Below are 26,911 nucleotides of genomic sequence, written 5' to 3' on the forward strand. Positions count from 1 at the left end.
TATTCTCAGTTATGACTCCAAATTTGAACAGTTTTAGGACTGATTTACTTATTCCATTAATTTAGATTTTTCATATTTACTTTTTGGAAATAGTTGCGTTCTTAATATCATCTATCAATTCATCAATCCTTGATTTAGTCGTATTCCAAGAACACATAAAACGTACTCCTCCCACACCAATAAATGTATAAAACTGCCAATTCTTTGCTTTTAAGGCGCGAACGACTTGTTCCGGTAGTTTAACAAACACAGCATTGGCTTCTCTAGGAAACATCAAGTCAACACCTTCTATGTTTAATAGCTGATTTTCTAAGTAATCAGCACATTGATTGGCATGTCTGGCATTTTTGAGCCAAGCACCAGTCTCCAATAAACCCAACCAGGGAGCAGAGATAAAGCGCATTTTTGAGGCTAGCTGACCTGCTTGCTTGCATCGATAATCAAAATCCTCTGCTAGCTCTTTGTTGAAGAAAAGGATAGCTTCACCTAATGCCATTCCATTCTTTGTACCACAAAAGCACAACACATCTACTCCAGTTTTCCAAGTAATTTCAGCAGGGCTTTTATTCATAGCGGCAACTGCATTTGCAAAACGAGCGCCATCCATGTGAATTTTTAAGTTATACTTTTTCGCAACTTCTTTAATTTTCAGAAGTTCTTCAATAGAATATAAAGTGCCTAATTCAGTTGATTGTGTGATGCTAATAACTTTAGGTTTGGGATAATGAATGTCAGTACGTTTAGTGACAATTGCCTCTATAGATTCTGGTGTTAACTTGCCATTTTTACCTTGAGCTAGTAATAGTTTAGAGCCATTAGATGCAAATTCAGGTGCGCCACATTCATCTGTTTCTATGTGAGATGTTTCATGACAAATGACGCTGTGATATGACTGACAAAGTGCAGCTAAAGATAAAGAATTTGCGGCTGTACCGTTAAAGGTAAAAAATACTTCACAATCAATTTCAAAGAGTTCCCGAAAATAATCTGTGGCTTTTTGAGTCCATTCGTCATTTCCATAGGCTGGAACACTACCTTGATTTGCCCTAATCATATATTCCAGTGCTTCTGGACAAATACCAGAGGAATTATCACTTGCAAACTGCTCTAAATTGTTACTCATAATCTCTACTTTGATTTTTATCAGTAATTACTATAATATTAGTGAATAATTTTGGCACTTGCCAACTATCAGGTTAACAGGTGATATTATTAATCTATCAAATTATCTAATAACTCTGCTAATTCCAATCACTTGGGATGGTAGCAAAATAAATATTTATATATCCCTACTCAATTATTCATGAACAACATTTCCGACTTATCTAAAAACTAGCTAATCTAAAGATTTGGACTTTCACAAATTAAATAAAATTGCTATATCTGGCTGTAACCTGTTAATTAGTTTTTGTTGTCGTAGCTTTTCTTTGATATAGCATCGCTTAGTATATTTATACTATTTTATGACTTTGCTAATATCTACGAAAAACTGGAGTCTTAGTTTCCCTTTACTGAGACGTTACAATACTACGGTGTCTTCGTCAGTTTTGTTTTGAAGGGATTTAGGGACGCGAGACATCGCAAATAACTAAATATTGTGCTAAAAAAATAAAGTTTGCTAATCAGAATGCTAATCATATACTTATAATGTACCATACAATACTCTACCAATAACTATGACATCACTATTGGGCTATTTGTCTTTTGTCCTTTGCTAATGACCAATGACAAATGACAAATGACAAATGACCAATGACCAGTGACCAATGACTAATAACTAATGACTGAACCATTGATTGAACTGAAAGGTGTTTCTAAGTCCTTTGGTAGCCATAAAGTTCTAGATAATGTAGACTTGACCATTTACCGAGGAGAAGCACTGGGGATTATTGGCCCATCAGGGACTGGTAAATCAACAATTTTACGGGTAATGGCGGGGTTACTGAGTCCCGATGAAGGAGAAATTTATGTGCAAGGAGTGCGGCGAGACGGTTTGATTGAAGATGGTGGCCAGCAGGTTGGCATTGGCATGGTGTTTCAGCAGGCGGCGCTATTTGATTCGCTGACGGTGGAGGAGAATGTGGGATTTTTACTTTATCAAAATTCCAGGCTGCCGCGATCGCGCATCCGAGATTTGGTAAAAGAAAAATTGGAGATGGTAGGTTTGCCAGAAATAAGCAATCTCTACCCAGCCGAACTTTCTGGGGGAATGCGAAAACGGGTAAGTTTTGCCCGTGCGATTATGTCTAACCCCGATAATCCCTCAGAAGGGCCAGAAGTTCTACTATACGACGAACCGACAGCCGGACTCGATCCCATTGCCTCAACAGTAATTGAAGATTTAATCCGGTATTTGCAATGTTTACATGGAGTTTGTAGTACCTATGCCGTTGTTACCCACCAAGACAGCACTATCCGCCGTACAGCTGATAGACTTATATTTCTCTATGAAGGTAGAGTGCAGTGGCAGGGTACAGTTAGTGAGATATACAACACAGAAAATCCGTTGATCAAACAATTTATCACTGGAAGTGTGCAAGGGCCGATTCAAGTCGTTGGCTAGAAACTTAAAAGTGAAGAGTTAGGAGTAGAGACGCGATTAATCGCGTCTGTACAGGAGTTATGAGTTAAATTCAACTCATAACTCCTCACTCCGAACTTCTAACTCCTAATTGGTTCTTGGTGGAGGCAAAAAAATGCGAGGTCTTATGACAAGCCGCTTCGCGTCTGGGCGAACATTTAGAGAAGGCTCTGTGGGGTTGTTACTCCTGGTAGGATTAGGGGTATTTGGATTATTCTTTTTGTGGTTAAATAGATTCACTGCTAGTGGCCGCTCATACAAAGCTATTGTGGAATTTGTTAACGCTGGCGGAATGCAAAAGGGATCGCAAGTTCGCTATCGTGGCTTTAAAATAGGAACTATTTCCCAGGTTCGACCAGGGCCAAATGCCATTGATGTAGAGATTGAAATTGCCCAACCTGACCTAATTATCCCCCGGAATGTAGTGGTGGAAGCTAATCAAACCGGATTAATTAGCGAAAGTATTATCGAAATCACACCAAAAGCAACCTTACCTGCTGGGGTTGTGATTGCTAAACCTCTAGATAAAAATTGCGATCGCAGTCTCATAGTCTGTAATGGCTCTCGATTAAAAGGTCAGGTTGGCATCAGTGTTGATGAACTAATTCGCAGTTCAAGTGAGCTAGCCGCTGTATACAATGACCCAAAGTTTTATAGAAATGTCAATAGGGTTCTAGAAACTACCACAGGCGCAGCAACCAGTTTTACTGAGCTAAATCAAGATTTACGAGGTTTGACCAAAAGCTTACGACAACAGCTTGATACCTTTTCAGCCACTGCTAATTCAGTGCAACGAGCGACAAACCAACTTAGTACATCCTCGACTCAAACAGCAAATAAATTCGGTGCAACTGCAACTCAAGCAAATCGTTTGCTGAACAACTTGGATAATCTGTTGACAACAAATCGTTCGGCGCTGGTTGGTGCTTTGAACAACATCACCGAAACCAGCAACCAACTGCGCGTTACAGTCACTAGCTTATCACCATCTGTGAATCGATTGACTCAAGGGCAATTACTCAACAATTTAGAAACTCTTTCAGCAAATGCAGCGCAAGCCTCAGCTAATTTACGCGATGCTTCTAAAACCTTAAACGATCCAAAGAATGTGGTGCTACTGCAACAAACTTTAGATTCAGCACGAGTAACGTTTGAAAATAGCCAAAAAATTACATCTGATTTGGATGAATTGACAGGCGATCCTACTTTCCGCCAAAATTTGCGGCAATTGGTGAATGGTCTAAGTGGTTTAGTATCTTCTACACAACAGATGCAACAACAAGTGCAAGTTGCTACTAGTCTAGATTCTGTAAAAGCTGCTGTGAGCAAACCAAAGAATCTAGTTCCTACCCCAGCACCAACCCAAGAGGCGATGTTTAATGACAAGTCCCTACCCGTCTACGTAATTAATCCCTCACCTGCTAATTTTGAAAGTACCGACATCAACCCTGAACCAACCCCCACTCCATCTATCCCTAACTCATCTCAAGAAAACCTGTTGAAGCAGCTGCGGGAGTATGGTAAGCAACGGGAGCAACTGGAGACAGAAAAATAGGCAATATAGCTTGATAATTTTAAGTAAGACTCAACCATTAACTCAGCCACCATAAGGGACTTCCAACTAAAAAATATCCCATTCCTGCGGGACGCTACGCGAACGCTAGGGGAGCAGGGGAGGCAGGGGAAGAGAAACAAATAAGTGTATTTGGAACTAGTTCGGTAGTAAAAAGTACTATGATTTTCTCTTTTCTCCCCATGCTCATTTCACGATAATCTAACTTTTTCTCCACAACTTACGCACAGGTAACGGAAAATCGAACCGCAGAGGACGCAGAGGGCACGGAGAAATAAGAGTTTCAGAGAGTTCTTGCGTAAGTCCTATTCCAATACTTCTCGGGTTTTGGGGAAAAGGGAAAAGGGGAAAGGGAAAGAAAAAACCTTTAACCCTTACCCTTTACCCTTTACCCCAAACCCGATTCCGAAGTTAAAAATGCTTAACCGAAAAGTATTGAGTCCTATTCTCGTTCCTCCCCCTTAAATAAGGAGGGAATTAGAGCAAGCCTCTTTAAGGGGAGCCACTGCGGTATTTTTGGTTTCCACGTAGGAGGGACTGACGTGGGTTGGAGGGATCTTCTGGGGCAAGATATACTAACCCAAGTGTATTGCTACAAGACCAGCAAGTACCAAGCGCCATACTTCGGCAAAGTCCGTGTCGATGTCTGGATCGCTCCATTCGGATGCATGAGCTGGATGGTGAAACCGAACCGTCGCTTGAAAGACTGCCTTCGCCGCTACCTGCGGATCGGTGACCTTAAACTCGTTACTGGAAATACCGCTCTCAACGATCGCAGCGACTTGCTTTATCAGTTCATCAATATGAGCTTGAACCACCCCTCGCGCCTCTTGAGCGATCGCAGAATAGGTTGCAAACAACTCTGGATCGTCCAGGACTTTTTGACGTTTCAGAGTCATGAGTTGCTCAAACCATCGGTGCAACCGTTCAACGGCAGAACCCTGTTCTTGAGCGATCGCGGCTAGTGGTGTGGAAACCCGATGCAGCCACCGTTCTGCTACCGCATCGCGCAAGGCAGCCTTGCTGGGAAAATGCCGATAAATTGTGCCGTGGCTCACCTCTAAAAAGCGAGCCACATCGACAACTGTTGCCTTTGCCAGACCGTAACGCCGCAAAACCTCTTCCGCCGCGTCGAGAATCCGCTCCGGTGTCAAAGCTGAATCATTCATCCTACAGGTTTTTTACCTCTTTTCACTATCCAACATCGCCATTTGACTTGGAGCGTAGCGATCGCCAGCCACGGCATTCAGTGGCACTGCTGCCTCAATCCGGGCGAGATCGTCCTGGCTTAAGTGTAGATCCAACGCACCCAGCGCTTCATTCAAGCGATCGCGACGCCGCGCTCCAATCAACGGCACAATGTCGTTCCCCCGCGACAGCACCCAAGCAATTGCCACTTGAGCAACTGTTGCACTCTGTTCTTGGGCAATAGGACGAAGGGCTTCGACCAGCAACAAATTGCGATCCAGATTCTCTCCAGAGAAGCGTGGCAGATGTCCTCGAAAGCGATCGGAGCGTTCTTTCGACCATTGACCGCTCAATAACCCCTGCGATAGAACTCCATAAGCGGTAACAGCAATGCCCAATTCCCGCACAGTTGGGAGAATGTTATCCTCAATGCCACGACTCAGCAGCGAATATTCGATCTGAAGACAGGTGATGGGATGAATCGCATGAGCACGCCGAATTGTATCTGCACCCACTTCAGATAAACCAATCTGGCGAATATATCCAGCTTTCACCATTTCGCTAATCGCCCCAACGGTGTCTTCAATGGGCACGGTCGGATCGAGCCGGGCTGGCTGGTAAAGGTCAATGTAATCGGTTCCCAGCCGTTTCAATGTATAGGCAAGTGAAGTCTTTACGGCTTCAGGACGACCATCGAAGCCAATAAAGTTGCCGTCAGGCGATCGCAACGCCCCGAATTTGACGGCAATGAAGACATCTTCCCGCCGCCGTCCTGCTAGGGCTTCGTGTAGCAGCAATTCATTATGCCCCATGCCGTAAAAGTCGCCTGTATCCAGTAAGTTAACGCCTGCATCAAGTGCTGCATGAATCGTTGCAATACTTTCCTCGCGATCGGCTGGGCCATAGACATCAGACATGCCCATACAGCCAAGCCCAAGCGCTGATATTGTTGAACCGTTTTTTCCCAGTTGACGCGACAACATAGCAATTTCTCCCCTGTGGTGATAAAACTATGATAGTCGGGTGAATGACAAAAATCAATATCTGTCATTCAATAATTGTTAAAAGCGCCCAACACGGCAAGCATCTGTTGAAGCAAGTCTGCAATTTGACTTGCATCTTACTTTTGTGAAAATGCAACATCTCCTTTTTCCCAATTAACTAATAACTAATTTCAAACTATAAACTATTGCTGTTACAGCTTTTTCCTCTTTAGTCCCTGTCCCATTTCTACTTAAAACTCACCAGATGAGATAAAGATTTAGCCACTAGCTTAGAACTAGTGACTATTTGGCTTAACTGCGGTAAGCTACGACAGCATAAAATGGATCTCCTCCAGCTGCACCCAACCACTGTAATAAATTCGGTAATGTTGATTTATGAACTATAACTTCTGCGGTTGTAAATCCTGGAACTGAGGCGAAGTAAGCTTTAACTAATTCCACTCGCTGTGCTTCTGAAGCTTCTCGCCAAGCTTGAATTGCCTTTTCAAAAAACATCCGGTTAGAAAAGCTGATAATTGCAACACCACCAGGTTTCAGGATGCGATAAATTTCGGAAAATACTGCTTCTGGATATTGCACATACTGCACAGATACGCAATTGAGAACAGCATCAAAATCTTCATCTGGTAAAGGTAGCTGCGGATTTTCGTTAAGATTTTGCACAAAGTAATGATTTAAGCGGGCATTACGTGCTAATTCCTCACCATTGAGTCCGTGTCCTTCCACATGAGAAAACTGCATCTCTTCTGGCAGATGAGACACCCAACTGCTCATCATATCAAAAATGCGGGTGTTGGGTTTCAGGCGATCGCGATATAAATCCGTTAGCTGTTGAATAAATCCTTCATCAACATGGGTGACAAAGCGGGGATAGGCGTAGAACAGCTTATCGTCTGTGTCGTCTAATTTCAGGCGTTGATTCGGTCTTAACTGCATAAATCTCTGTTTTGGAGAACTTTTTCCGAAAATTGCGATAAGTTTAGAAATTTTTCAACAATCACTATGTAACATATTTTAATAACAGCAGGATAGATAAACGAGTCTAAATAGCAGCATTCAATTGTATCAATTCAATGTTATATAAATTACACTTTTTGCAGTATATTTGGCGACAAATCCGCCTAGTCGGATCGTCGCCCTATTTTACTTTGTTAGTTTGGATGCTGCCCTTATTATTATTTAATTCTGGGCACAATAGTCTGATAGCACATGATGAAGGGCTTTACGCATCGCGTGCACGTCTGATGTTTGATTCTGGTAATTGGATAGCTCCTTGGGAAACAGCGCATCATAAAACCCCTGGCCCTTATTGGATAATTGCGAGTTTCTACAAGCTCTTTGGTATCAGTGATACTAGTGCGCGTCTTCCCAGTATGATTGCTGGCATTTTTAGCCTATGGCTGGTGTATGAAATCGGCAAAATTATGCTAGGCAAAAAATTAGCTTGGCTTGCTGCTGCAATTTTAAGTGTGGAATTTCTCTGGCTGCAATATTGCCGCTTAAGTACACCTGATGTACCGATGATTTTATTGGTACTTTTAGCTATTTGGTCTTTAATGAAAACGGAATTAAATCCTAAGTATCAATATTTTTGGAGTTTTCTAGCTGGTTTAAGTTTAGGTTTAGGCTTCTTAGTCAGAAGCTTTATGATTTTTTTGCCAATCATAGCTTTATTGCCTTATTTAATTTGGGAACATCGCCGTCATCGTCATCTTACTAACCCAATTTTATATTTAGGCTTTTTTGTCAGTTTAATACCTACCTGTATTTGGCTGTGGTTAAGCTGGCTGCACTACGGAAATCAGAGTTTTGAGCAGTTGTTCAAGTTTGTTGTGCAGCTAGGTTCTGAGTCTCAGGATAAGAATGGGCCGTTGTTCTATATATGGAATATTCCTATAAAAGCATTTCCTTGGGCATTTTTCGGACTTTTAGGTTTATTTTTAACTCTCCGTCATCCTATTCCTCGTTACAATTTGATATTAGTTGGCTTTCCCCTTGTCCTATTTGTAGAACTTAGTCTTTTTACCACTCGTTTACCTCACTATATTCTTTGTATTTTTCCGTTTATAGCTTTGTTTGCATCTGTGGGTATAAACTGGTTAGGCAATATTTACCAGACAGGAATTACCCCACAACTCCCTGTTGAAAAAGGTAAAAAAAATATATTAAACCTTTTTGCAAAGAAGAATCTTCCTCGAAATCTCAGTTATGGCTTTGGTGGGTTAGGTGTTTTATTGGTAATAGCCAGTATTGGAGTTCTTAGTTGGGGTAGTTCTGATATTCGCAAATATGCAACTATTGGCTTGGCTATGGGCTTGGGTTGGTTAATTTTACCTGTGGTGTGGATTAGCCGTTACCACTTTGGCAAAAAGTTTCTTACAGCGCGTTACTGGATTGCAGGTTGGTTAATTCCCTGTTGGCTAGCTTTGGCGGCGATAGGTAGCACAGGACTGTTAAGTGACTATAACCCGGTTTTAATAACTTTTTTACAACAAAGTGCGATCGCTTCAATTGTCCAATCTCATCCTACCTACTATGTGCAGTTAGACGCTAAAACCAAAGTACTATTTAATTTCTATCTTTCTACTCGTCCCCAACAAGTAGCCTCTATTTCCCAAGTACCAGCTTTGAGCTATGCTTGGATCTATGCTAACCAGTCCTCTAAACTATCTAGACCTCACCGCATTATCGGTACAGTCAATGAGTACCAGTTAATTCAAGTTCTTCCCTAAGACATTGTGTTCAAGTCTTCGTTGCTGCTTTGATACATTCTGTTTTCACAAGGACTAAATTATCAGTCTCCAAAACTGCACAAGAGTTAATTAATGTTGCTAAAATAGGTAGACCATTCTGTAACTTTGCGTTCGCTTGTTGTGCCGCCGGCTGATATTGTTGTAGCCAAGTTTTTTTAGTTATATATTCTGGAAGGAATGCAGAACGTTCTAATAACCAAAAAGTTATGTGGTATTTTTGAACAAAGTCTTTAATCTGATTAATATCTTCAGTATATTGGGCATTAATAAGGTCAATCATCCGCTTGCGAAATTGAGCGTAATATTTTGTATGGATGGGTAATGCATATTCTTTACCCACCAAAATTGTTCTTTGAGCAAAGATAGGTATGTTATCAGCTTCTTCGGAAGTAGAGGCTATGACAATATTTTGCGGTTGCTTTTGCAAAAAATTATATAATGTTGGGGCTTGACCCTCTACATAAGGGGTTTTGGGAAAAACTTTTAAGCTGCTAGGGTACAAAACGAGTCCTGCACCAAGGATGGTAATAGTCCCTAAGATTAAAATTTGTCTGCCATTTTGTCTCGACCATTGAAATGTAGCATCTAAAATTAAGGTAATAGAGATTGCTGCTGCAAGAGCAAGTACCATCTTAAAAGTATGATGGGTATAGCGGCTAGGCCAGTGCAGTTTAAAAGCTAAGGCATGGGCAGTAAAAAACATAATTAAACTAGCTATTACTACCTGTAGTAATAGTTTGACTTCATCCTTTACTTGTTTGCTTAGGAGAAAGTGAGACTTAAATTTTAGGATAATTGGTAATAATAAACCAAATAATAGTTGAGGAGGTGAAATTAAAGCAAAAAAACCGCTATCTCTACCATCAAACCAATAACTAATAATATTATGACTAAAATAGCTGACTCTTCCTCCATGCCAGTACTCTGGCATAGTTCTCGCAACAGCAGCGGTAATTGTCGGGCCAAATTGTGATGATTGAATAGCATAAGGTAAAATTAGAATACCAGCAGTCATAATGGCTGCTACAAATAAAATAAAATCTTTTCGGTTTTGAGAAATAGTTATCTGCCCATTCTGCCAGCGAAATAATCTCAAAATTAAAATTAATAAATCGACAAAAGCGATGATAGGGTACATTAAACATTGGAGCGCAAATGTAATTAATATACCAAACGCCGAAGACCGGATTGAATAATATAGAAAAGCTAAAAATAGGGGATAAATAAAATCTCTAGGAGTACCAGAAAATAGGTCATCTTGAATACAAAGACTTTGATTTAAAAGTAAAGATGCGATAAACCCCACCATTGGTACTGGTAATATCTGCATACAGACTACAAAGCAATAGCTAGTTGTAATTAGCCCCAGTACTATTGGAAAAATTTTACTAAATAAAATTGGATCTATATTTAAAGCTGCAATTATTTTATAAAGAATACCATATCCAATTGGTGTCACCGACTGAAAATAATCAGCGATTAAATCCCCAGGAAATAAATCTGGGTTAAAATAACGATATATCCAAGAAATATATTCCCGTGCATCATCGCTTACTATATATTTACTAGCAAAAGCTTGTCGCAGCCCCATAAGAATATAACCAACAGCAAAAGTTAGGCTGAGACTGTACCAAAAGATAACAGTCAATCTAGATTTATTTTGTCTGCTTTTTTGAGTAATAGGTGCTGTTAAAACTTTTTGTAATTGGGAAATTATCATTGTGCGTGTCTATGTCTAAATAAATTATGTAATTTAAGAAAATCAAAAGCTTTTTTCAATTTTTATGATTGTACAACAATACACTTAATTTAAACATTTCTTCCTTCTCTTTTTTCTCTTCCTTTGCGTCCTTTGCGTCCTTCTCTGCGAGACGCTACGCGAACGTGGTTCGTTAAAAAATAACTTTGACAAAAAGTTTTAGCCTTAACCCAAGCGTATTGAATTGTACAATCTTCAAGTCATGAACGGTTCTTTATAGAGTCAATAATTCTAGCAACGCTCTGTTTTTTACCCAGGAGCATCCCAATGCAAACAAATCTACTAAGATAATGAGTGGTCATTGCGAATGAACCGTAAAGCCTTCTCTACGAGAGGCAACGCCTTCGGCATAGCTTCGCTGAACGCGAACACTCCACTACGTTGCGATCGCAATTTACAACCTGGCTTTCATATAACTTGCACATTTGCGATGCTCCCCAACAACTAGCCTCTATTTCGCAAATACCAGCTTTGAGCTATGCTTGGATATAGGCTTGACCAGTCCCCTAAATTACCTCGGTCTTACCGCATTGTTGGTACAGTAAAAGAGTAGCAGTTGATTCAAGTTCTTCCCTAAGACTGGTAAAAAGCAACTATTGCTAAAAAAGATCGATATAGTTATGATAATAGTACGTACACTAAGTATTTTGCTAAATGGTTTCTACATCTAATCACTCCCCAGCTTTAGATTCGTGGCAGCAAAATCTGGCACCATACAATTTGGGTTACAGAATCAAATTAGTCTCGCAACTCCTCAGTCGCAAGTTTACTGAGAAGCTAGAACCCTTCGGACTTACGCCTTTTCACTGGTTGGTGTTGTGTTGTTTGTGGCAAGAAGATGGTTTACCTACTTCTAGTATTGGGGACAAACTCAAACAAGTAGGAGGGACTTTAACAGGCGTACTAGATCGGATGGAAGAACGCGGCTTGGTGCGTCGAGAACGCGATCCCCACGATCGCCGCATCTGGCGGATCTGGCTAACGGATGCAGGTAAGGAACTAGAAGCTGTTTTACCGCCAATCGCCGCAGCCGTGCGTGATGAAGCGATGGACGGTATTTCTTTTGCTGACCGGGAAGTGTTTTCCCAAATCTTAAACCGAGCGATCGCTAACCTCTCCTAAAAGATGATCCCATAATCACCCGACCGGGGGAAGTGACGTAAAGATTTATTTTGAGATAATATTACGCATACTAAGGAAAGAGATTTTTTTTCAGGGAATATTACGCATTCTAAATAAAAGACTATCAATCATTTTATTGAACGAGCAAACGAGGTAACAATCATGGGTGCTAATAATTTTAACGGACGCAACGGACACAAAACCCCAGTTTTAGAAAAACAAGTGATTCCTGATTCAGAGACTTTAGAAATTGTTACCGCAGAGACATCGGCAACAGCAGAAGCACCTGTTGTAACTCCTGAGATAGAGAAAGAAAAAGAAGTTCCAGCAAAACGCAAAAAACCGACTGCTTTGATTTTGGCAGGATTAGGTGTGGGTGCGATCGCCGCAGGCGCTTTTGGTTACCACTACTGGCAATACGCCTCCACCCACCAAGAAACAGACAACGCCACCGTTGCCGGAAACATTCACCAAGTTAGTAGCCGGATTCCCGGAACTGTAAGTGAGGTGCTTGTGAATGATAACCAACTGGTGCAACCAGGACAATTATTAGTGAAGCTAGATCCACGGGACTATGAAAGTAAGGTGCAACAAGCAGCAGCAGCGCTAGAAAATGCTCGTGGACAGGCCCAAGCCGCCCAAGCGAATATTGCTTTAAGTTCACAAACCACCACTGGTAAGACAACTCAAGCGCAAGGAGATGTCAGTGGTGCTGTAGCAGCAATTTCCACAGCCCAAGCAGCAGTACAAGAAGCTCAAGCTGGGATACCAGCAGCGCAAGCAGCAGTACAAGAAGCCCAAGCAGGGATTCCCGTCGCCCAAGCGCAGGTAGCGCAAACAAACGCGAATTTGGAAAATGCCCAAGCAGATTACGATCGTTACAATCAGTTGTATAAATCAGGTGCGATCGCTCGCCAGCAGCTAGACGCATCCAAGGCCGCTTATAACGTGGCTACAGCACAAAAAAACGCTGCTCTTCAGGGAGTACAACAAGCCCAAGCCAGGTTAGCCTCTGCTAGAGTTGGTGTTGCCAAAGCCCAGTCTCAATTAGCGCAGGCGCAAGAAAATGTCACCAACGCCCAAGCTAAATTGGCAGCATCTAAGGGAGGATTGCAACAAGCTACCGCAGGCGGACAAGATACAACAGTAAAACGTAGCCAATACGAAGCGGCAAAAGCTGCGATCGCGCAGTCGGAAGCATCGCTCAAAGACGCACAATTGCAACTATCTTACGCCAACGTTACCGCCCCCAGTGCCGGGCGAGTTGGTAGAAAGAACGTCGAAGTTGGCAACCGAGTCCAATCGGGGACACCATTAATGGCGATCGTGGATAACAACTATTGGGTAATTGCGAACTTCAAAGAAACTCAATTAGAAAAGATGCGCCCAGGAGAACCAGTAGAAATCAAGCTGGATACTTTCCCTCATCATACCTTTGTTGGTCGTGTTGACAGTATTTCGCCAGCTTCCGGCGCTCAGTTTGCCTTATTACCACCGGATAACGCTACAGGTAACTTTACCAAAGTTGTGCAGCGCATTCCAGTCAAAGTAGTTTTTGACCAAAAGAGCATTCAAGGTTACGAATCGCGGATTACTCCGGGGATGTCTGCGGAAGTTGCTGTGGAAGTTAAGTAATATTATGTCCAGCAAATTACCCATAAAAAAACCCCACCCCCAACCCCTCCCCGCCTGCGGGGAACTCGGGGCCCCCTCTGGGGATTAGGGGCAGGGAGACAAAGCGTAGCTTTGGCGGGGTGGGGTTCCAGGTATTGTGGTTAATTGCCCGCACATAATTAATACGAAATTGCCTGCAAACAGATGAAAAACCTCTTTCTGGCTGTGACACTACATCTAAAGACAGGCGTATAGAGATGAGGTGAGATGATATTTATGAAAGCAGATTGGTATAAAGCAAGCCTGACATGAAAAAACCGCTACTACCTGCTTTAAGGTCAAGAAACTACCAGCTGTTTTTTGCCGGACAAGGTATTTCGCTAATTGGGACATGGATGACGCAACTTGCTACAATTTGGCTGGTTTATGACTTGACAAACTCCCCATTAATGCTAGGAGTTGTGGGATTTTCGAGTCAAATACCTAGCTTTTTTTTAGCTCCCTTTGGCGGAGTATTTGTAGATCGTTTTTCTCGGTATCGTACCTTAATCGCTACGCAAATCTTGGCGATGATTCAATCGTTAACATTAGCAGCGCTGGCGCTAACTGGTGCGATTCAGGTATGGCACATCATCGCCTTAAGTTTGTTTCAAGGATTTATTAACGCCTTGGATGCGCCAGCCCGGCAAGCATTTGTGCCAGAATTGGTTGAACGCAGAGAAGATTTAGCCAATGCGATCGCTATTAACTCCACGACGATCAACGGGGCGCGATTAATTGGCCCTGCGATCGGAGGTTTACTAATTGCCAGGGTTGGAACTGGTTATTGTTTTTTATTTGATGGTTTGAGCTACATTGCTGTAATCGCCGCTTTATTGGCAATGAAAGTTAAGCCTTGGAAATATGTGGTAACTGACGGTAATCCCTTGCAAAAAGTCAAAGAGGGATTTATATATGCCTTTACTTTCCCACCCATTAGAGCCATTCTATTGCTATCAGCTTTAGTCAGCCTGATGGGGCTGCAAAATACTATTCTTGTACCAGTTATTGCCGAACAAATTCTCAAAGGTGGTGCAGAAAGCTTGGGCTTTTTGATGGCGGCTTCTGGAGTTGGAGCCTTAACTGGTGGTATTTATCTAGCTACGCGCCAAACAATCTTAGGAATTGGGAAATTGATTGCCTTAGCTCCTGCAATTTTAGGAGTTGGTCTAATTGCCTTTTCTTATTCTCGATTTTTACCATTTTCTTTATTTACAATGTTATTTGTTGGCTTGGGAACAATTCTCCAAATTGCTGCTAGCAACACATTTTTACAAACAATTGTAGAGGATGACAAACGTGGACGATTGATGAGCTTATACACTATGTCATTTTTAGGGATGATTCCCGTGGGTAATTTATTAGGAGGTTTCTTAGCAAGCCATATTGGTGCTCCTAATACTTTGATTATAGATGGGATAGCTTGTATTTTAGGTTCGCTCGTTTTTAGTAGACAGTTGCCTGCTTTAAGGCAAATAATGCTTCCAATTTATGAGAAAAAGGGCATTGTAATCAGTAAGAGAGCTTAGGATAAAAACCGCAAAGATATGGTATAAGATTTAATAATAATTTTGCTACTTAACTTTGAAACAGGAAAAAGACAATGGCTAATGCAGGTGTAATTCGTGAGCAAGCACCACCAGAGCGTGTACCGCTAAAAACCTGGATTGGTGTATTAGCCAGTATGCTTGGTGCATTTATGGCGGTATTAGATATTCAAATAACTAATGCTTCGCTGCAAGATATTCAAGCAAGTTTAGGAGCAACCCTAGAAGAAGGTTCTTGGATTTCTACGGCGTATCTCGTGGCAGAAATTGTGGTAATTCCTCTAACAGGATGGTTATCACGGGTGTTTTCTCTGCGACGTTATTTGGTAGTAAATACTGCACTATTTATTTTCTTTTCTATATGCTGTGCTTGGTCGTGGGATCTCAATTCCATGATTTTCTTTCGCGCCTTACAAGGTTTGAGCGGAGGAGTATTAATTCCCACTGCTATGACAGTTGTATTAACGACTTTACCCCAATCTAAGCAATCAGTTGGATTGGCTGCATTTGGGTTTAGTGCAGTTTTTGCACCTTCAATTGGCCCAACATTAGGAGGTTGGTTAACCGAAAACTTTGGTTGGGAATACAACTTTTATATAAATGTAATTCCAGGGGCATTAATGCTAGCTGGTGTTTGGTATGGAATTAAGCAAGAAAAACCCCAAATTAATTTACTAAAACAAGGTGACTGGTGGGGAATTATTGCGATGGCAATTGGGTTAGGTTCTCTGCAAGTTGTTTTAGAAGAAGGTAGCCGCAAAGATTGGTTTGGTTCAGCGTTGATTGTGCGCTTAAGTGTAATCGCGGTAATATTTTTGGCGATATTTTTCTATATAGAATTAACTCGAAAGCAACCATTTATTAATTTACGGCTTTTGTCCAGACGGAACTTCGGTTTAGCCAGTATTGTCAATGTGTCGCTGGGAGTAGGATTATATGGTTCAATTTATATTTTACCGTTGTATCTTGCCCAAATTCAAAAATACAATGCGCTGCAAATTGGTGAAGTATTAATTTGGGCTGGTATTCCTCAACTCTTTATTATTCCCCTCATTCCCAAATTGATGCAACGCATTGATGTGCGGTTAATGGTAGCTGTTGGCGTGACTTTGTTTTCCATTAGTGCATTTATGAACTCTGGAATGACTAATGAAACAGGATTAGATCAGTTACGGTGGTCGCAATTTGTGCGTGCAATGGGACAACCCCTAATTATGGTGCCACTTAGTTCTATAGCCACTGGTGGATTAAGTCCGAAAGAAGCAGGTTCGGCAAGTGGTTTATTTAATATGATGCGGAATATGGGCGGTTCTATCGGAATTGCTTCTTTGGCGACTTTATTAGCAAATAGAGAGCAATTTCACTCGAATAGATTAGGTGATACAGTATCTTTATATAATCCAGAAACTCAACAGCGAATTGACCAAATGACACAGTATTTTGTCAGTCGGGGAGCAGATTTGAGTGTAGCACAAAATCAAGCGATCGCATCTATATCTAATATAGTTCGCCGGGAAGCATTTGTAATGGCTTTTAATGATTGTTTTTACTTTATTGGCATTGCATTGTTACTCAGTGGACTTGCTGTTTTATTCTTCAAAAAAGTGAAGCCAACTGGTGGCGCTGTCGCTCATTAAATTTGTTCTATGGGTTAAAATGTTTGATAAAACATTAAGGTACTAAAATGGTCATTAGCCAAAGTGAGTACTATATCTCCCCCGAAGAATATCTAGAAGGTGAGAAAGTAAGCGAAATCAAACATGAGTATATTGATGGGCAAGTCTACGCAATGGCAGGGGCAAGCGATGCTCATGTCACAGTTAGCATGAATGTATCTATGCTGTTACGAAACCATCTCCGGGGTAGTGGTTGCCGTGTCTACATGTTAGATATGAAAGCACAAATTGATGTCATAAACCGCTATTTTTATCCCGATATAATGGTCACTTGCGATACAAGGGATAGAGAGTCTGAATATTTTAAGTCCCATCCTTGCTTAATTATCGAAGTGCTTTCTGAGTCAACAGAAGGCTATGACAGAGGCAAGAAATTCGCTAGTTATCGACACTTAGAATCACTACAAGAGTATGTGCTAATTTCACCAGACAGAATGAGTGTCGAATGCTTCCGCCGCAATGAGGAGGGATATTGGGTACTTTACCCTTATGAAAAAGAACAAGAAGTGTATTTAGCTAGCGTTGATTTTCGGTGTGCGATTGCAACTATATATGAAGATGTATTATTAGTAGATTAATTAACTTCTCCAATAGCAGATGCTGCACGTACCAAAATTACAGTTTGGTTGTTATTGCGGGAAATAGTTGCTGGGATATTACCATGCACTACTTGCTGCAACATTCCCTCACGAGAAGCCCCTAAAATAATCACATCACTCTGGTTGCGTCTAGCACAATCTAAGACGGCTTCTGACACAGAATTTGCATGGACTGGAGCAATTGTTACTAAACCGTTGAGCCGTTGTTTGAGAAAATTAGCAGCTTTTTTGAGAGTTGTTGTATCCGGTTCCGTTTTATTTGGTTCAAACACTTGGCATAAGTTGACTACTGGAGTTTTACTGAGTGAAGTCAGTGCTGGGAGCAATTGAATTGCCTGTTGGGCATTGGGGCCACCTGCTATCGGCACTAACCAGCGTTCCAAGTGCCTTTGCTCATTGAGTTTGACTAATACCACATCACAGGCTGCTTGCCGGATAACCGTATCTACTACCCGACTGAAGACCCTTCCCGGTGTGGCTGTGCTGCCTTTCCAACCCATCAGCATAAAATTAATATGACGGTCTTGGATAGTTTGCAAAATTGCTTCTGACAAGTCGTGAGCAACTCGAATTTGGGTATGTACTGGGATATGCCATGTCTGTCCTAACTGCATTGCTTGCCCCAATGGGCCCATAGCTGCCTTAATATCTACTTGGGTTTCTGCAAGAATCTTGTGGCGGGGGACAACAATAATATGCAGACATTCTATTTCATAATGGCGATCGCGGGCAATTGCTATAGCCATCTCCAAGAGCATACCTGCTGTTTTCGGGTTACTTAATGGCACCAATAACCTTCCCTGTCCAGTTTCCGGGGCACTGCTATGGTAAATCACGCGGGATGGTTCGGGTTTAGAACCGACGAAATCTTCGGAACCATTGAAATAAGAAGCTTCTACCCGAATAATATCACTACGGGTAATGATGCCTACCAAGCGGTTTCCTTGCACAACTGGTAAACAGTTAATCTTGTAACGATTGAGCAAGTGCAGCACATGGGCAAGGGTATCACCAGGAGAAGTAGTTACTGGTTCTGGAGTCATCACTTGCGCCACAGTGGTATGCTCGCTTAAGCCTGTTCGGGAGATATTTGTAATATCTTGTTGGGTTAAGATTCCGACCAATTTACCGTTTTCCAATACTGGAAAGTGGCGGTGGGAGGATTGAGAAAATGCCTGCAATGCCTCATCCCAACTCATCTGGCTCCCCAGAGTTTCCACACATGGTTGCATAACATTGGCTGCGGTTAGTTGCGTCCAAGGTGCGTGGGGATTGGCTTCTTTTGACAAATGAATGCCCTTAAACTCTAACAGATGGTCGTATAATGAGCCAGTTTCTAGGGCTTGCGCCACCAAATAAGCAGTTACCGAAACAATCATCAGCGGTAACACTAAATTAAAGTCGGTTGTCATCTCAAATACGATGATGACTGCCGTAATTGGAACTCGCGCCACCCCACAGAAAAATGCTCCCATCCCCACTCGTGCATAGGTTGTCGCCAAACTCAAACCGAGGAAGTAGTGTTCTAAGGTTCCTACCAAATAACCCAAAGCTGCTCCCAGTCCTAGCGTGGGAACCAGCAATCCAGCAGGCGCACCAGAAGCGTAGGTAAATAGGATAAGTAGAAACTGAAGAAAGAAAACTAGCGCCACTAATTGCCAGTTTGCTTCACCCGTCAGCAACAGTTCTCGTAATCCAGCGTTGTCTCGAAATAATGAGGGAAGGCTAGCAAATACTAATCCCGTTACTAATCCAGCTAGTCCCATCCGCCAAGGTAAGCTGATTTTCAGAAAGCGACGGCTTAAACCCAAACTGGCGAGAATTCCGCGATTGAACAGCACGCCGCCGACTCCGGCCAAAATTCCTAACAGCAGGTAAAAGGGAATTTCCGACACATAAAAGCTGGTGTTGGCAGCCGCTAGATGCAAATTTAAATCTAAACTATGGCTGTCACAAACACGGGCAACAACAGAACCAATAAATGAAGCGAGGATTGCCGTTCCCAAGGTGATATCAGAGACATCTTGCAAAAGTTCTTCTACAACAAATAATACCCCAGCAATCGGGGCATTAAAAGCAGCTGCCAATCCCGCGCCGGCTCCGGCTGCGATGAGTTGGCGACGGTGTTCGGGGGAGGTAGGAAACCAGCGACTAAATTGACTGGCTAAAGCTGCACCAATTTGTACCGTAGGGCCTTCCCGCCCCAAGGGCATCCCAGATGCTAGCACCAGCGTTGCACCGACCAATTTCACCAAAGCAATTCGCAGGTTCAGAGGCAAGGGTACCTTTGCCAGCACTGCTTTTACTTCCGACATCCCGCTACCAGCAGCTTCAGGGGCGATGCGCTCCACCAACCAGCCTGCAAGAAATCCACCCACTAACCCAATTATTGGCAGTGCCAACAAAGCAGGAAACTGATGAGATATTTGCAGTCGCCAGCCACCTAACAATCCCACGCCTTGCCCTAACAAGACAGCAGCCAATCCAGAGACCAAACCAATTAGACAAGCTTGCAACATTGCAAGACGTTTAGGGCGCAAAACTCTATGGGAGAGGCGCTTCCAAAAAATCTGCCCCATGCGTGCCATGTTGAGTCTAAACTTGACAACCAATTGGCTACCCATTTAATTCAATCACTTTAATAATCAAATAATCACACGAATAAGTTACTAGTGGGCGAAAGATTTTGCTGGTGCTTGTATTGACACCGTAGTTTGAGTATCAGAGGATTGTCTGGGTAATTGCTGATGGTTAAACCAATAATCTACAGAAAATCCCATGACGGCAGCTATTAGTAATAATAAATACAATTCTTTTCGCCCAACGTTATCGGCTGAGTTTTCAGTCAAGCTGGATTGAGATAAATTTGACTTTCCATCAATAGTGTGATGTCTCATAAAAGACCTCCAACTTTATTGTTAGCAACATGAAAAAGGATTTTTATTAGTTGAAAGCAAAACCCCCCGAACCGAATTATGTATTTGGTTCGGGAGATTTTGCTATGTGGTGTTCCGAGAAGTTATTCAAAATATCAGTTTAAAAAATAGTTGTGGAAATATCAGGCAGAAATCGGGTAAAAATCGGGTAGACAATCACAAGCCCAAGACTAAAGCTGCTTCAGACGATAGCCTAGTCCGTGAACTGTCTCAATAAAATCATCAGGAGCGCCAACTTCTCGGAGTTTATGACGTAAACTCTTGATATGAGATTTAACAGTTTCTTCGCTGGGTGGGTCTTCCAATGACCAAATTCGCTCAATAATTCCACCTCGACTTAGTACCCGCCGACCGCTAGAAACCAGCAGTTCCAACAGGGCATATTCTTTTGGAGTCAAATGTAAAGGTTCGTCTGTATATGTAACTTCATAGGTGCTGGAATTTAAACGCAGACTTCCCCAACAAAGGTCAGCTGAAGTTGTAACACTGCTACGCCGCAACATTGCTCGAATCCGAGCCATTAGTTCTGGCATTTCAAAAGGTTTTGTCATGTAGTCATCAGCTCCAGCATCCAAGCCAATAATTTTATCTGCGAGGGTGTCGCGAGCTGTTAACATCAGGACGGGTAGGGCAGAGTTACGTAGGCTAGAATCGTTTTGTCGCCGGACATCGCGCAACCGTTGACATAAACTCACGCCATCTAACTTGGGTAAAGTAACATCTAGCACCACCAAGTCATATTCCAATAGATTGATATAATCCCAAGCTTTTTCGCCGTCTGGAGCAACGTCTACTGTATAATGACGCTCTGTAAGCGCTTCTGTCAGCATTTCCGCTAGTTGCACATCATCTTCAACCACTAGGATACGCATTGTTAGGATATTCTTTTATTTGACAAACAGCAGCTAGCAAAAAGCATCTGGGATTATAGTAACTTGAAGCTGTGATTTTCTGAAGGTAATGATGTCCAGATAACTGACAGCTTTTTTCAAGTAAATAAACCACAGGGCGGGGGTATGGCAATGTTCTGTAAGAAAATCTGTGGTTCAATTAACTGAAAATGGCTGAAAATAGTTGTAAATAAATGGTGGATTAATTTTTGCAGGTCGAAACAATTGCATTGTGACTCGAAACAATTGCATTGTGGCTCGAAACAATTGCATTGTGACTCGAAACAATTGCATTGTCGGTCGATGCATGTCGATACATTAATATAAGTAGAGCGGTGTGAATAATTCAAGGTTTGTAGTGTTCGCGTTGGCGGAGCCTCTCGTAGAGAAGCGTCTCGCAGAGAGGGCTGAAGCCCTCATAAGAGGACTAAAGTCCTCACTACGAACTAATCTCAATATTTTTTACATTACTTAATCTAGTTTGATTTATTCTCACCGACTTACTTAAGTATTGTTTATGAAATGGTCGCTAGAAAGGAAATGGATTGCTGGAGCCTTTGGTTTATCTTTATTGCTGATGGGTATTGTTAGCTTAATTTCTTACCAGAATGCTACTCAGCTAATTCAAAGCGCCGATAAAGTAAAGCGTACCCATGAGGCACTAAAAGACTTGATAGATGTCTTTGCGACATTGACTGATGCTGAAGCCGGAAGACGGGGTTATATTCTGCTTAAAAATCAGCCTGAACTCAAACGTTACCAGCAGGCGATGAAAACCTTAGATGTTAAAGTCGAAACGCTACAACAGCAACTTGCTGATGATTCTAGCCAACAACAACAGTTGACAAAGCTAAAATCCTTGATAGCTGAAAGAGAACGACTGTCAGAACTTTCAATAAAATTATATCAAGCTGGTAAATCAACCTTTGCAGTGCAAAGCTCATTAATCGAGCAAATCAACCAAAGTCGTAGCGAAATCCGCCAATCGCTAACTTTGATGGAAACTAGAGAACAAGATTTGTTGCAGATATGGGTAAGAAAGTCTCAATACAATATCCGCAATCGGATGTTAATTGAATTTGGCAGTACTTTGCTGAGTTTTGCGATTTTGTTAAGTGTTTTCGCATTGCTATATCGGCAAATGGTCAAGCGCCAACAAGCTGAAGTAATGAGGCTAGCTCTGGCTCAAGAAAAAGAATTAAGTGAGTTGAAGCTGGACTTGTTTTCAATGGTTTCTCATGAATTTCGCACACCCCTAAGTATTATTTTAGGCTCGGCTCAATTACTAGCTGAAAGTAACCCACAATGGACGGAAGAAAAGAGAATAAAAAATTTGCATCGGATTCAATCTTCTGCTAGGTCAATGAATCAAATGCTGACAGATATTCTAACTATAAGTAGAGCTGAAGCTGGTAAGCTGGAATTTAATCCAGAAATTGTCGATTTGGAAGCATTTTGTATTAATTTGATAGAAGACATTAAGTTTTGTAGTAAACCACACCATCAGATTAAATTTTTCAGTCAAGGTAAATGCACCCACGCCAAATTAGATGAAAGATTGCTGTACTCAATACTTAGTAACTTACTCTCAAACGCAATTAAATATTCGCCTCAAGGTGGAATAATTAAGTTGACTTTAAGTACTGAATCAGAAGTAGTTATTTTCCAGGTGGAAGACGAAGGAATTGGTCTTCCGTTGCAATATCAGCAGTATCTGTATAAGCCTTTTCACAGAGGTGATAATGTTGGCACTATTGTTGGTACTGGATTGGGGTTGGCTGTAGTAAAAAAATGTCTAGATTTACATCAAGGACAAATTGATGTAGAAAGTGAAGTAGGAGTGGGAACAAAATTCACCGTTAAAGTCCGGGCGCAGGGCTAGCTGTGCCTAGCTACAGGGGATTGTGGTTCAAATAGATGAAAAAGTCCATATTTGAGAGTTGTAGCTCATCAAGTTTTTCAATTTCCCTTCAACTACCTAATATTGGTTACAAATTTGCGTTCGAGATTTTTTTAATTTGCCCAGTAAAGTATGCTTCCTGATGTTTGAGTTGTTGCGCTAGTTCTAACCCTTTTTGAAAAGCTGTTAGTGCTTGAGGAAACTCTTTGCGTTCTACATACAATTGCCCAATTTGGTCATAAGCTTGCATCATTCCGTAAAAATTGACGGATTGCGCCTGTATCTGCACAAGAATTTCGCTAGCCTGTAAAGCCTCATCTGTTTGTCCTTGAGAACGGTACAGCGCAATTAACTTCTGCAAAGCTTCACCAGCACGAACATACTGTCGTAATTGCCAAGCAGTTGTATAAGCTTCTTGATAATTTTTAAAAGCTTCTAGCAGTAAGTTAGGATCTTTCTTTGCTAGAGATTCGTAATTTGAAGCGATCGCTAGCTTTAAATCTGGTATTTTAGTAAGATTATTTTCATTGGCGTAAATTCCTGCTAATTTATTAAGTACATTCAATGACTGCTGTGGTTGGCTTGTCTGCTCGTAAATTTCAGCCAACTGTTGCAGATATGTTACCTCGTTTACACGTTCGCCTTGGGAAGTCGCGAAACTCAGCAATTCCTCGTAGATTGGCGCAGCTTTGCGATAATCAAACCAACTCAAATGTAGTTCCCCAATTGTCTTGAGCATTTCTACTAATGCTGTTGCATTTTTTTGCTCTCGCACCACTGGCAAAACTTGGTTATAAGCTTCCACAGCTTGTTTAAGCGATCGCACATTTTGGTAAGCTTGGGCTAGCGATCGCCACAATTCTAGATCGGTTTGGGCAGTTTTTTTCTGAGATTGTGCCTGCTTTTGAATTGCTTGCAATCGCTGCGTAATATATTGTACTTCTTGTGGATCGTTTTGCTTCCAAGCGATCGCCCCAACTCGTGATAGTGCTTGCACCTCTGCTAATGAACCTAAAAAGCGCCGCAAGCGAAGTTCCCGGTTCCAAATTTCAAACGCCGCCACTTGATCCCCTGCTTGCAGTTTCGCCGTTGCTTCTTGGTTTAAGGCATCCAGCGCTGGTTCTAAGTTTTGCTGTTCTTCGAGAGTTAACGGCTGTTTATTCTTGGGCAAACGCGGTAACAGTGGATCGGGTGTGGTAATTTCTAGGGGACTAGGAGGAAATTTATCCGGTGGTTGGGGCTTTTTAGTCTCTGCCAGCGTCATAGAGCTGCTAAATAGTATAGCGGTAGTAACAATCAAAATTAAGCGCCTAAGCATGAGTACTTTACCTTGCCTTGAGTTATACCTTGCCTTGAGTTAGTTAATGAGGTAATTGGTAATTAACCCCATGCCCTATTATTTACCTATTTCAGCAATTCCAAAGGGTTACAGTCATTTGTTATTAGTCATTAGTCATTCGTCATTAGTCATTAGTCATTAGTCATTCTCCTTTGTCCCCCTCATCGCTCCCTGCTCCCTGCCCCCTGCCCCCTGCTCCCTGCCTCCTGCCCCCTGCCCCCTGCCCCCTGCCCCCTGCCCCCTACTCCCCTACATTGCTTTATGTCTCTATTTAGTCTACGTACTTACTAAGTCAATTTAATATCAAGCTAATACAACCAGAGGCTTTTAAGTGCAATTGCTGAAGCTTAATAGCATATTAAAAGAATTTATGCAAGCGCAAATCTCTTGAAGACGACTACGGAAATATACTGAAGACTTTAACAGAATTTATTATTTGCCTTCCCATGACTCAGGAAATATACGCTCCCAATAAGTAATTAATATAGATATCCTTTATTAAAGCTAATTAGCTCTCGAAGTTAAGAAACTTGGTATCAGTTCCCAGGACTATGACGAGTAGTATCGTGAAAAACTTTTGGCATTGCTGATTTAAAGTATGAATCCAGATGTAGAGGCACGATATATCGCCTCTCTACATGGGTTTTGATATCAAACAAAATCGTTTTCATACTCTAAATTAGCAAGCCAATTTTTTCATGGGTGCTGTTGGTAGAACAAAGATATGGCCGCTTGGACAGGGGGCTGCTAGTCACCCTTCGAGGTGACGCTCTCTACGAGACGCTGCGCGAACGCAAGCGTCAGTCGCTCATGAGGGAAACCCCTAAGAACGCGCTGAATCAACGTTTTTACCATTTTAGTCAGCGGCTACTTTTTTTAATAGGAAGGTAAAAAATGGAATGGGCTATTTACAAAAGGAATACGGGCAGTTTTGTAATAGCAGTGGCAATTATGGCTGGTGTTGGCGTAGTCTCGTATCTTAGTTTGCTTCAGTATAAAGAAAACGCTGAATGGGTTACACATACACGTGAGGTGCTGGAAAAAACTAAAGAAATAATGTCACAGATCAAAGATGCAGAGACTGGGCAACGGGGCTATCTTCTTACGGGCAAAGAACGGTATCTGGAACCGTATCGCACTACGACTCGCGAGATCGATCGGAAACTTAAGGCTCTACGCCAATTGACTGCGGATAACCCCAATCAATTGCAGCGGCTCGATCGCCTTGAACCTCTGATTGCCAAAAAACTAGTTTTGCTCGAACAGGCCATTAACGCTAGGAGCAAAAATTTAGAGTCCGCGCTGCAAATAGTTCAGACAGATCGGGGTCAGCAGTTGATGGAAGACATCCGAATACTCATTACAGCTATGGAAAAGGAAGAGAATGAGTTGTTGAAACAGCGGACAATGGAGGCGAACACCAGCGCTCATCAAACAACTGTGCTGACTATTTTTGGCAGCATTATAGCTTCTGCGACCGTCGGTTTAGCAGCGACGATTACCAATCAGGAACTTGTCAAACGCAAGCGCATGGAGAATTCTCTGCAAAAGGCTCGCGATGAATTAGAAATAGAGGTTAGCAGACGGACAGCCGAACTTAGAAACACTAACGAAGAATTGCAAACTGAAATTAATGAGCGGACAAAGGCGGAGTCAGAAATTCTGCGCCTGAACGTCCAGCTTGAGCAGCGAGTCGCAGAACGCACAGCACAACTTGAAGCGACTAACAAGGAGATGGAAGCATTTAGTTATTCTGTGTCTCACGATCTGCGGGCCCCCTTACGGAGCATCGACGGCTTTAGCCAAGCACTACTAGAAGATTATGCTGACAAGCTAGACGTACTAGGTCAAAACTACCTCCAGCGAGTGCGTGCAGCTACCCAGCGAATGGCACAACTGATCGACGATTTACTGAATCTGTCACGACTGACGCGCAGTGAGATGCGTTGGGAAGAGGTCGATCTGAGCGCACTAGCGGAGGCGATCGCCACAGAGTTGCAGAAAACAGAACCAGAACGCCAAGTAGAATTTGCGATCGCGCCGGGATTGGTTACTAATGGTGATGCTCATTTGTTACGGATCGTGCTAGAAAACCTGCTGGGTAATGCCTGGAAGTTTACAGGAAAACATCAAAGAGCAAGGATAGAATTTGGGGTTTTGCAGCAAGATGACACCCATGTGTATTTTGTCCGTGATGATGGCACAGGCTTCGATATGGCCTATATTGACAAACTCTTCGGTGCTTTTCAGCGCCTGCACGCCATGACTGAGTTTGAAGGTACTGGCATCGGACTAGCTACTGTGCAGCGGATTGTTCACCGTCATGGTGGCCGTGTCTGGGCTGAAAGCGCAGTCGAGCAAGGTGCAACATTTTACTTCACCCTTTAATTA

At 42.2% G+C, this 26,911-nt stretch carries 19 protein-coding genes; 10 read left to right on the forward strand and 9 right to left on the reverse strand.

The annotated features are described in order from the left end of the window. Window positions 1-76: 76 nt before the first annotated feature. On the reverse strand, window positions 77-1,123 hold the full coding sequence (locus tag V7L01_RS18230; RefSeq protein WP_335037052.1) for a threonine aldolase family protein: 1,047 nt from the start codon (window positions 1,121-1,123) through the stop codon (window positions 77-79). Between the two features lie 657 nt (window positions 1,124-1,780). On the opposite strand from V7L01_RS18230, the gene V7L01_RS18235 reads away from it, so the two are divergent. Next, window positions 1,781-2,563 carry an ABC transporter ATP-binding protein gene (locus V7L01_RS18235; RefSeq protein WP_335037054.1) on the forward strand — a complete coding sequence of 261 codons (783 nt, stop codon included), beginning with the start codon at window positions 1,781-1,783 and terminating at the stop codon, window positions 2,561-2,563. 133 nt (window positions 2,564-2,696) lie between these two features. After that, on the forward strand, window positions 2,697-4,136 hold the full coding sequence (locus tag V7L01_RS18240) for an MlaD family protein (protein ID WP_335037056.1): 1,440 nt from the start codon (window positions 2,697-2,699) through the stop codon (window positions 4,134-4,136). A 593-nt stretch (window positions 4,137-4,729) separates the two neighbouring features. Here V7L01_RS18240 and V7L01_RS18245 read toward each other — a convergent pair. The 3 genes from V7L01_RS18245 to V7L01_RS18255 form a co-directional block, all read right to left on the reverse strand. Then, window positions 4,730-5,323 carry a TetR family transcriptional regulator gene (locus tag V7L01_RS18245; RefSeq protein WP_335037058.1) on the reverse strand — a complete coding sequence of 198 codons (594 nt, stop codon included), beginning with the start codon at window positions 5,321-5,323 and terminating at the stop codon, window positions 4,730-4,732. Between the two features lie 12 nt (window positions 5,324-5,335). Next, a complete protein-coding gene (locus tag V7L01_RS18250; protein WP_335037060.1) occupies window positions 5,336-6,325 on the reverse strand; it encodes an aldo/keto reductase in 990 nt (329 codons plus the stop codon). 312 nt (window positions 6,326-6,637) lie between these two features. Continuing rightward, complete coding sequence (locus V7L01_RS18255) at window positions 6,638-7,282, reverse strand: methyltransferase domain-containing protein (protein WP_335037062.1); 645 nt, start codon at window positions 7,280-7,282, stop codon at window positions 6,638-6,640. 137 nt (window positions 7,283-7,419) lie between these two features. On the opposite strand from V7L01_RS18255, the gene V7L01_RS18260 reads away from it, so the two are divergent. Further along, window positions 7,420-9,078, forward strand: a complete 1,659-nt coding sequence (locus tag V7L01_RS18260) for an ArnT family glycosyltransferase (RefSeq protein WP_335037064.1) — start codon at window positions 7,420-7,422, stop codon at window positions 9,076-9,078. A 10-nt stretch (window positions 9,079-9,088) separates the two neighbouring features. Here V7L01_RS18260 and V7L01_RS18265 read toward each other — a convergent pair whose 3' ends face one another. Further along, window positions 9,089-10,747, reverse strand: coding sequence for a hypothetical protein (locus tag V7L01_RS18265; protein ID WP_335037066.1), 1,659 nt, complete (start codon window positions 10,745-10,747; stop codon window positions 9,089-9,091). Between the two features lie 765 nt (window positions 10,748-11,512). Here V7L01_RS18265 and V7L01_RS18270 point away from each other — a divergent pair. From V7L01_RS18270 to V7L01_RS18290, 5 genes are all read left to right on the forward strand, one after another. Beyond that, window positions 11,513-11,980, forward strand: a complete 468-nt coding sequence (locus tag V7L01_RS18270) for a MarR family winged helix-turn-helix transcriptional regulator (protein WP_335037068.1) — start codon at window positions 11,513-11,515, stop codon at window positions 11,978-11,980. A gap of 162 nt (window positions 11,981-12,142) precedes the next feature. Continuing rightward, on the forward strand, window positions 12,143-13,615 hold the full coding sequence (locus V7L01_RS18275) for an HlyD family secretion protein (protein ID WP_335037069.1): 1,473 nt from the start codon (window positions 12,143-12,145) through the stop codon (window positions 13,613-13,615). Between the two features lie 287 nt (window positions 13,616-13,902). Then, window positions 13,903-15,162: an MFS transporter gene (locus V7L01_RS18280; RefSeq protein WP_335037071.1), complete on the forward strand. Its 1,260-nt coding sequence runs from the start codon at window positions 13,903-13,905 to the stop codon at window positions 15,160-15,162. A gap of 74 nt (window positions 15,163-15,236) precedes the next feature. Then, window positions 15,237-16,817, forward strand: coding sequence for a DHA2 family efflux MFS transporter permease subunit (locus V7L01_RS18285; protein ID WP_335037073.1), 1,581 nt, complete (start codon window positions 15,237-15,239; stop codon window positions 16,815-16,817). A gap of 47 nt (window positions 16,818-16,864) precedes the next feature. Beyond that, the gene (locus tag V7L01_RS18290) at window positions 16,865-17,434 is read left to right on the forward strand and encodes a Uma2 family endonuclease (protein ID WP_335037075.1); all 570 of its coding nucleotides are present in this window, start codon (window positions 16,865-16,867) and stop codon (window positions 17,432-17,434) included. On the opposite strand, the gene V7L01_RS18295 is transcribed toward V7L01_RS18290, so the two are convergent. The 3 genes from V7L01_RS18295 to V7L01_RS18305 form a co-directional block, all read right to left on the reverse strand. Further along, window positions 17,431-20,043, reverse strand: coding sequence for a chloride channel protein (locus V7L01_RS18295; protein WP_335037158.1), 2,613 nt, complete (start codon window positions 20,041-20,043; stop codon window positions 17,431-17,433). The genes V7L01_RS18290 and V7L01_RS18295 overlap by 4 nt on opposite strands. Before the next feature lie 81 nt (window positions 20,044-20,124). Continuing rightward, the gene (locus V7L01_RS18300; protein WP_335037077.1) at window positions 20,125-20,352 is read right to left on the reverse strand and encodes a hypothetical protein; all 228 of its coding nucleotides are present in this window, start codon (window positions 20,350-20,352) and stop codon (window positions 20,125-20,127) included. Between the two features lie 209 nt (window positions 20,353-20,561). Next, window positions 20,562-21,263: a response regulator transcription factor gene (locus V7L01_RS18305; protein WP_335037079.1), complete on the reverse strand. Its 702-nt coding sequence runs from the start codon at window positions 21,261-21,263 to the stop codon at window positions 20,562-20,564. A 535-nt stretch (window positions 21,264-21,798) separates the two neighbouring features. Here V7L01_RS18305 and V7L01_RS18310 point away from each other — a divergent pair. Then, entirely contained in the window at window positions 21,799-23,163 is a 1,365-nt protein-coding gene (locus V7L01_RS18310) for a sensor histidine kinase (protein ID WP_335037081.1), read from the forward strand. Between the two features lie 106 nt (window positions 23,164-23,269). On the opposite strand, the gene V7L01_RS18315 is transcribed toward V7L01_RS18310, so the two are convergent. Next, a complete protein-coding gene (locus V7L01_RS18315) occupies window positions 23,270-24,499 on the reverse strand; it encodes a tetratricopeptide repeat protein (protein ID WP_335037083.1) in 1,230 nt (409 codons plus the stop codon). A gap of 915 nt (window positions 24,500-25,414) precedes the next feature. On the opposite strand from V7L01_RS18315, the gene V7L01_RS18320 reads away from it, so the two are divergent. After that, window positions 25,415-26,908, forward strand: a complete 1,494-nt coding sequence (locus tag V7L01_RS18320; RefSeq protein ID WP_335037085.1) for a sensor histidine kinase — start codon at window positions 25,415-25,417, stop codon at window positions 26,906-26,908. Window positions 26,909-26,911 lie beyond the last annotated feature (3 nt).

The sequence above is a fragment of the Nostoc sp. genome (assembly GCF_036917095.1).
Lineage (GTDB): Bacteria > Cyanobacteriota > Cyanobacteriia > Cyanobacteriales > Nostocaceae > Nostoc.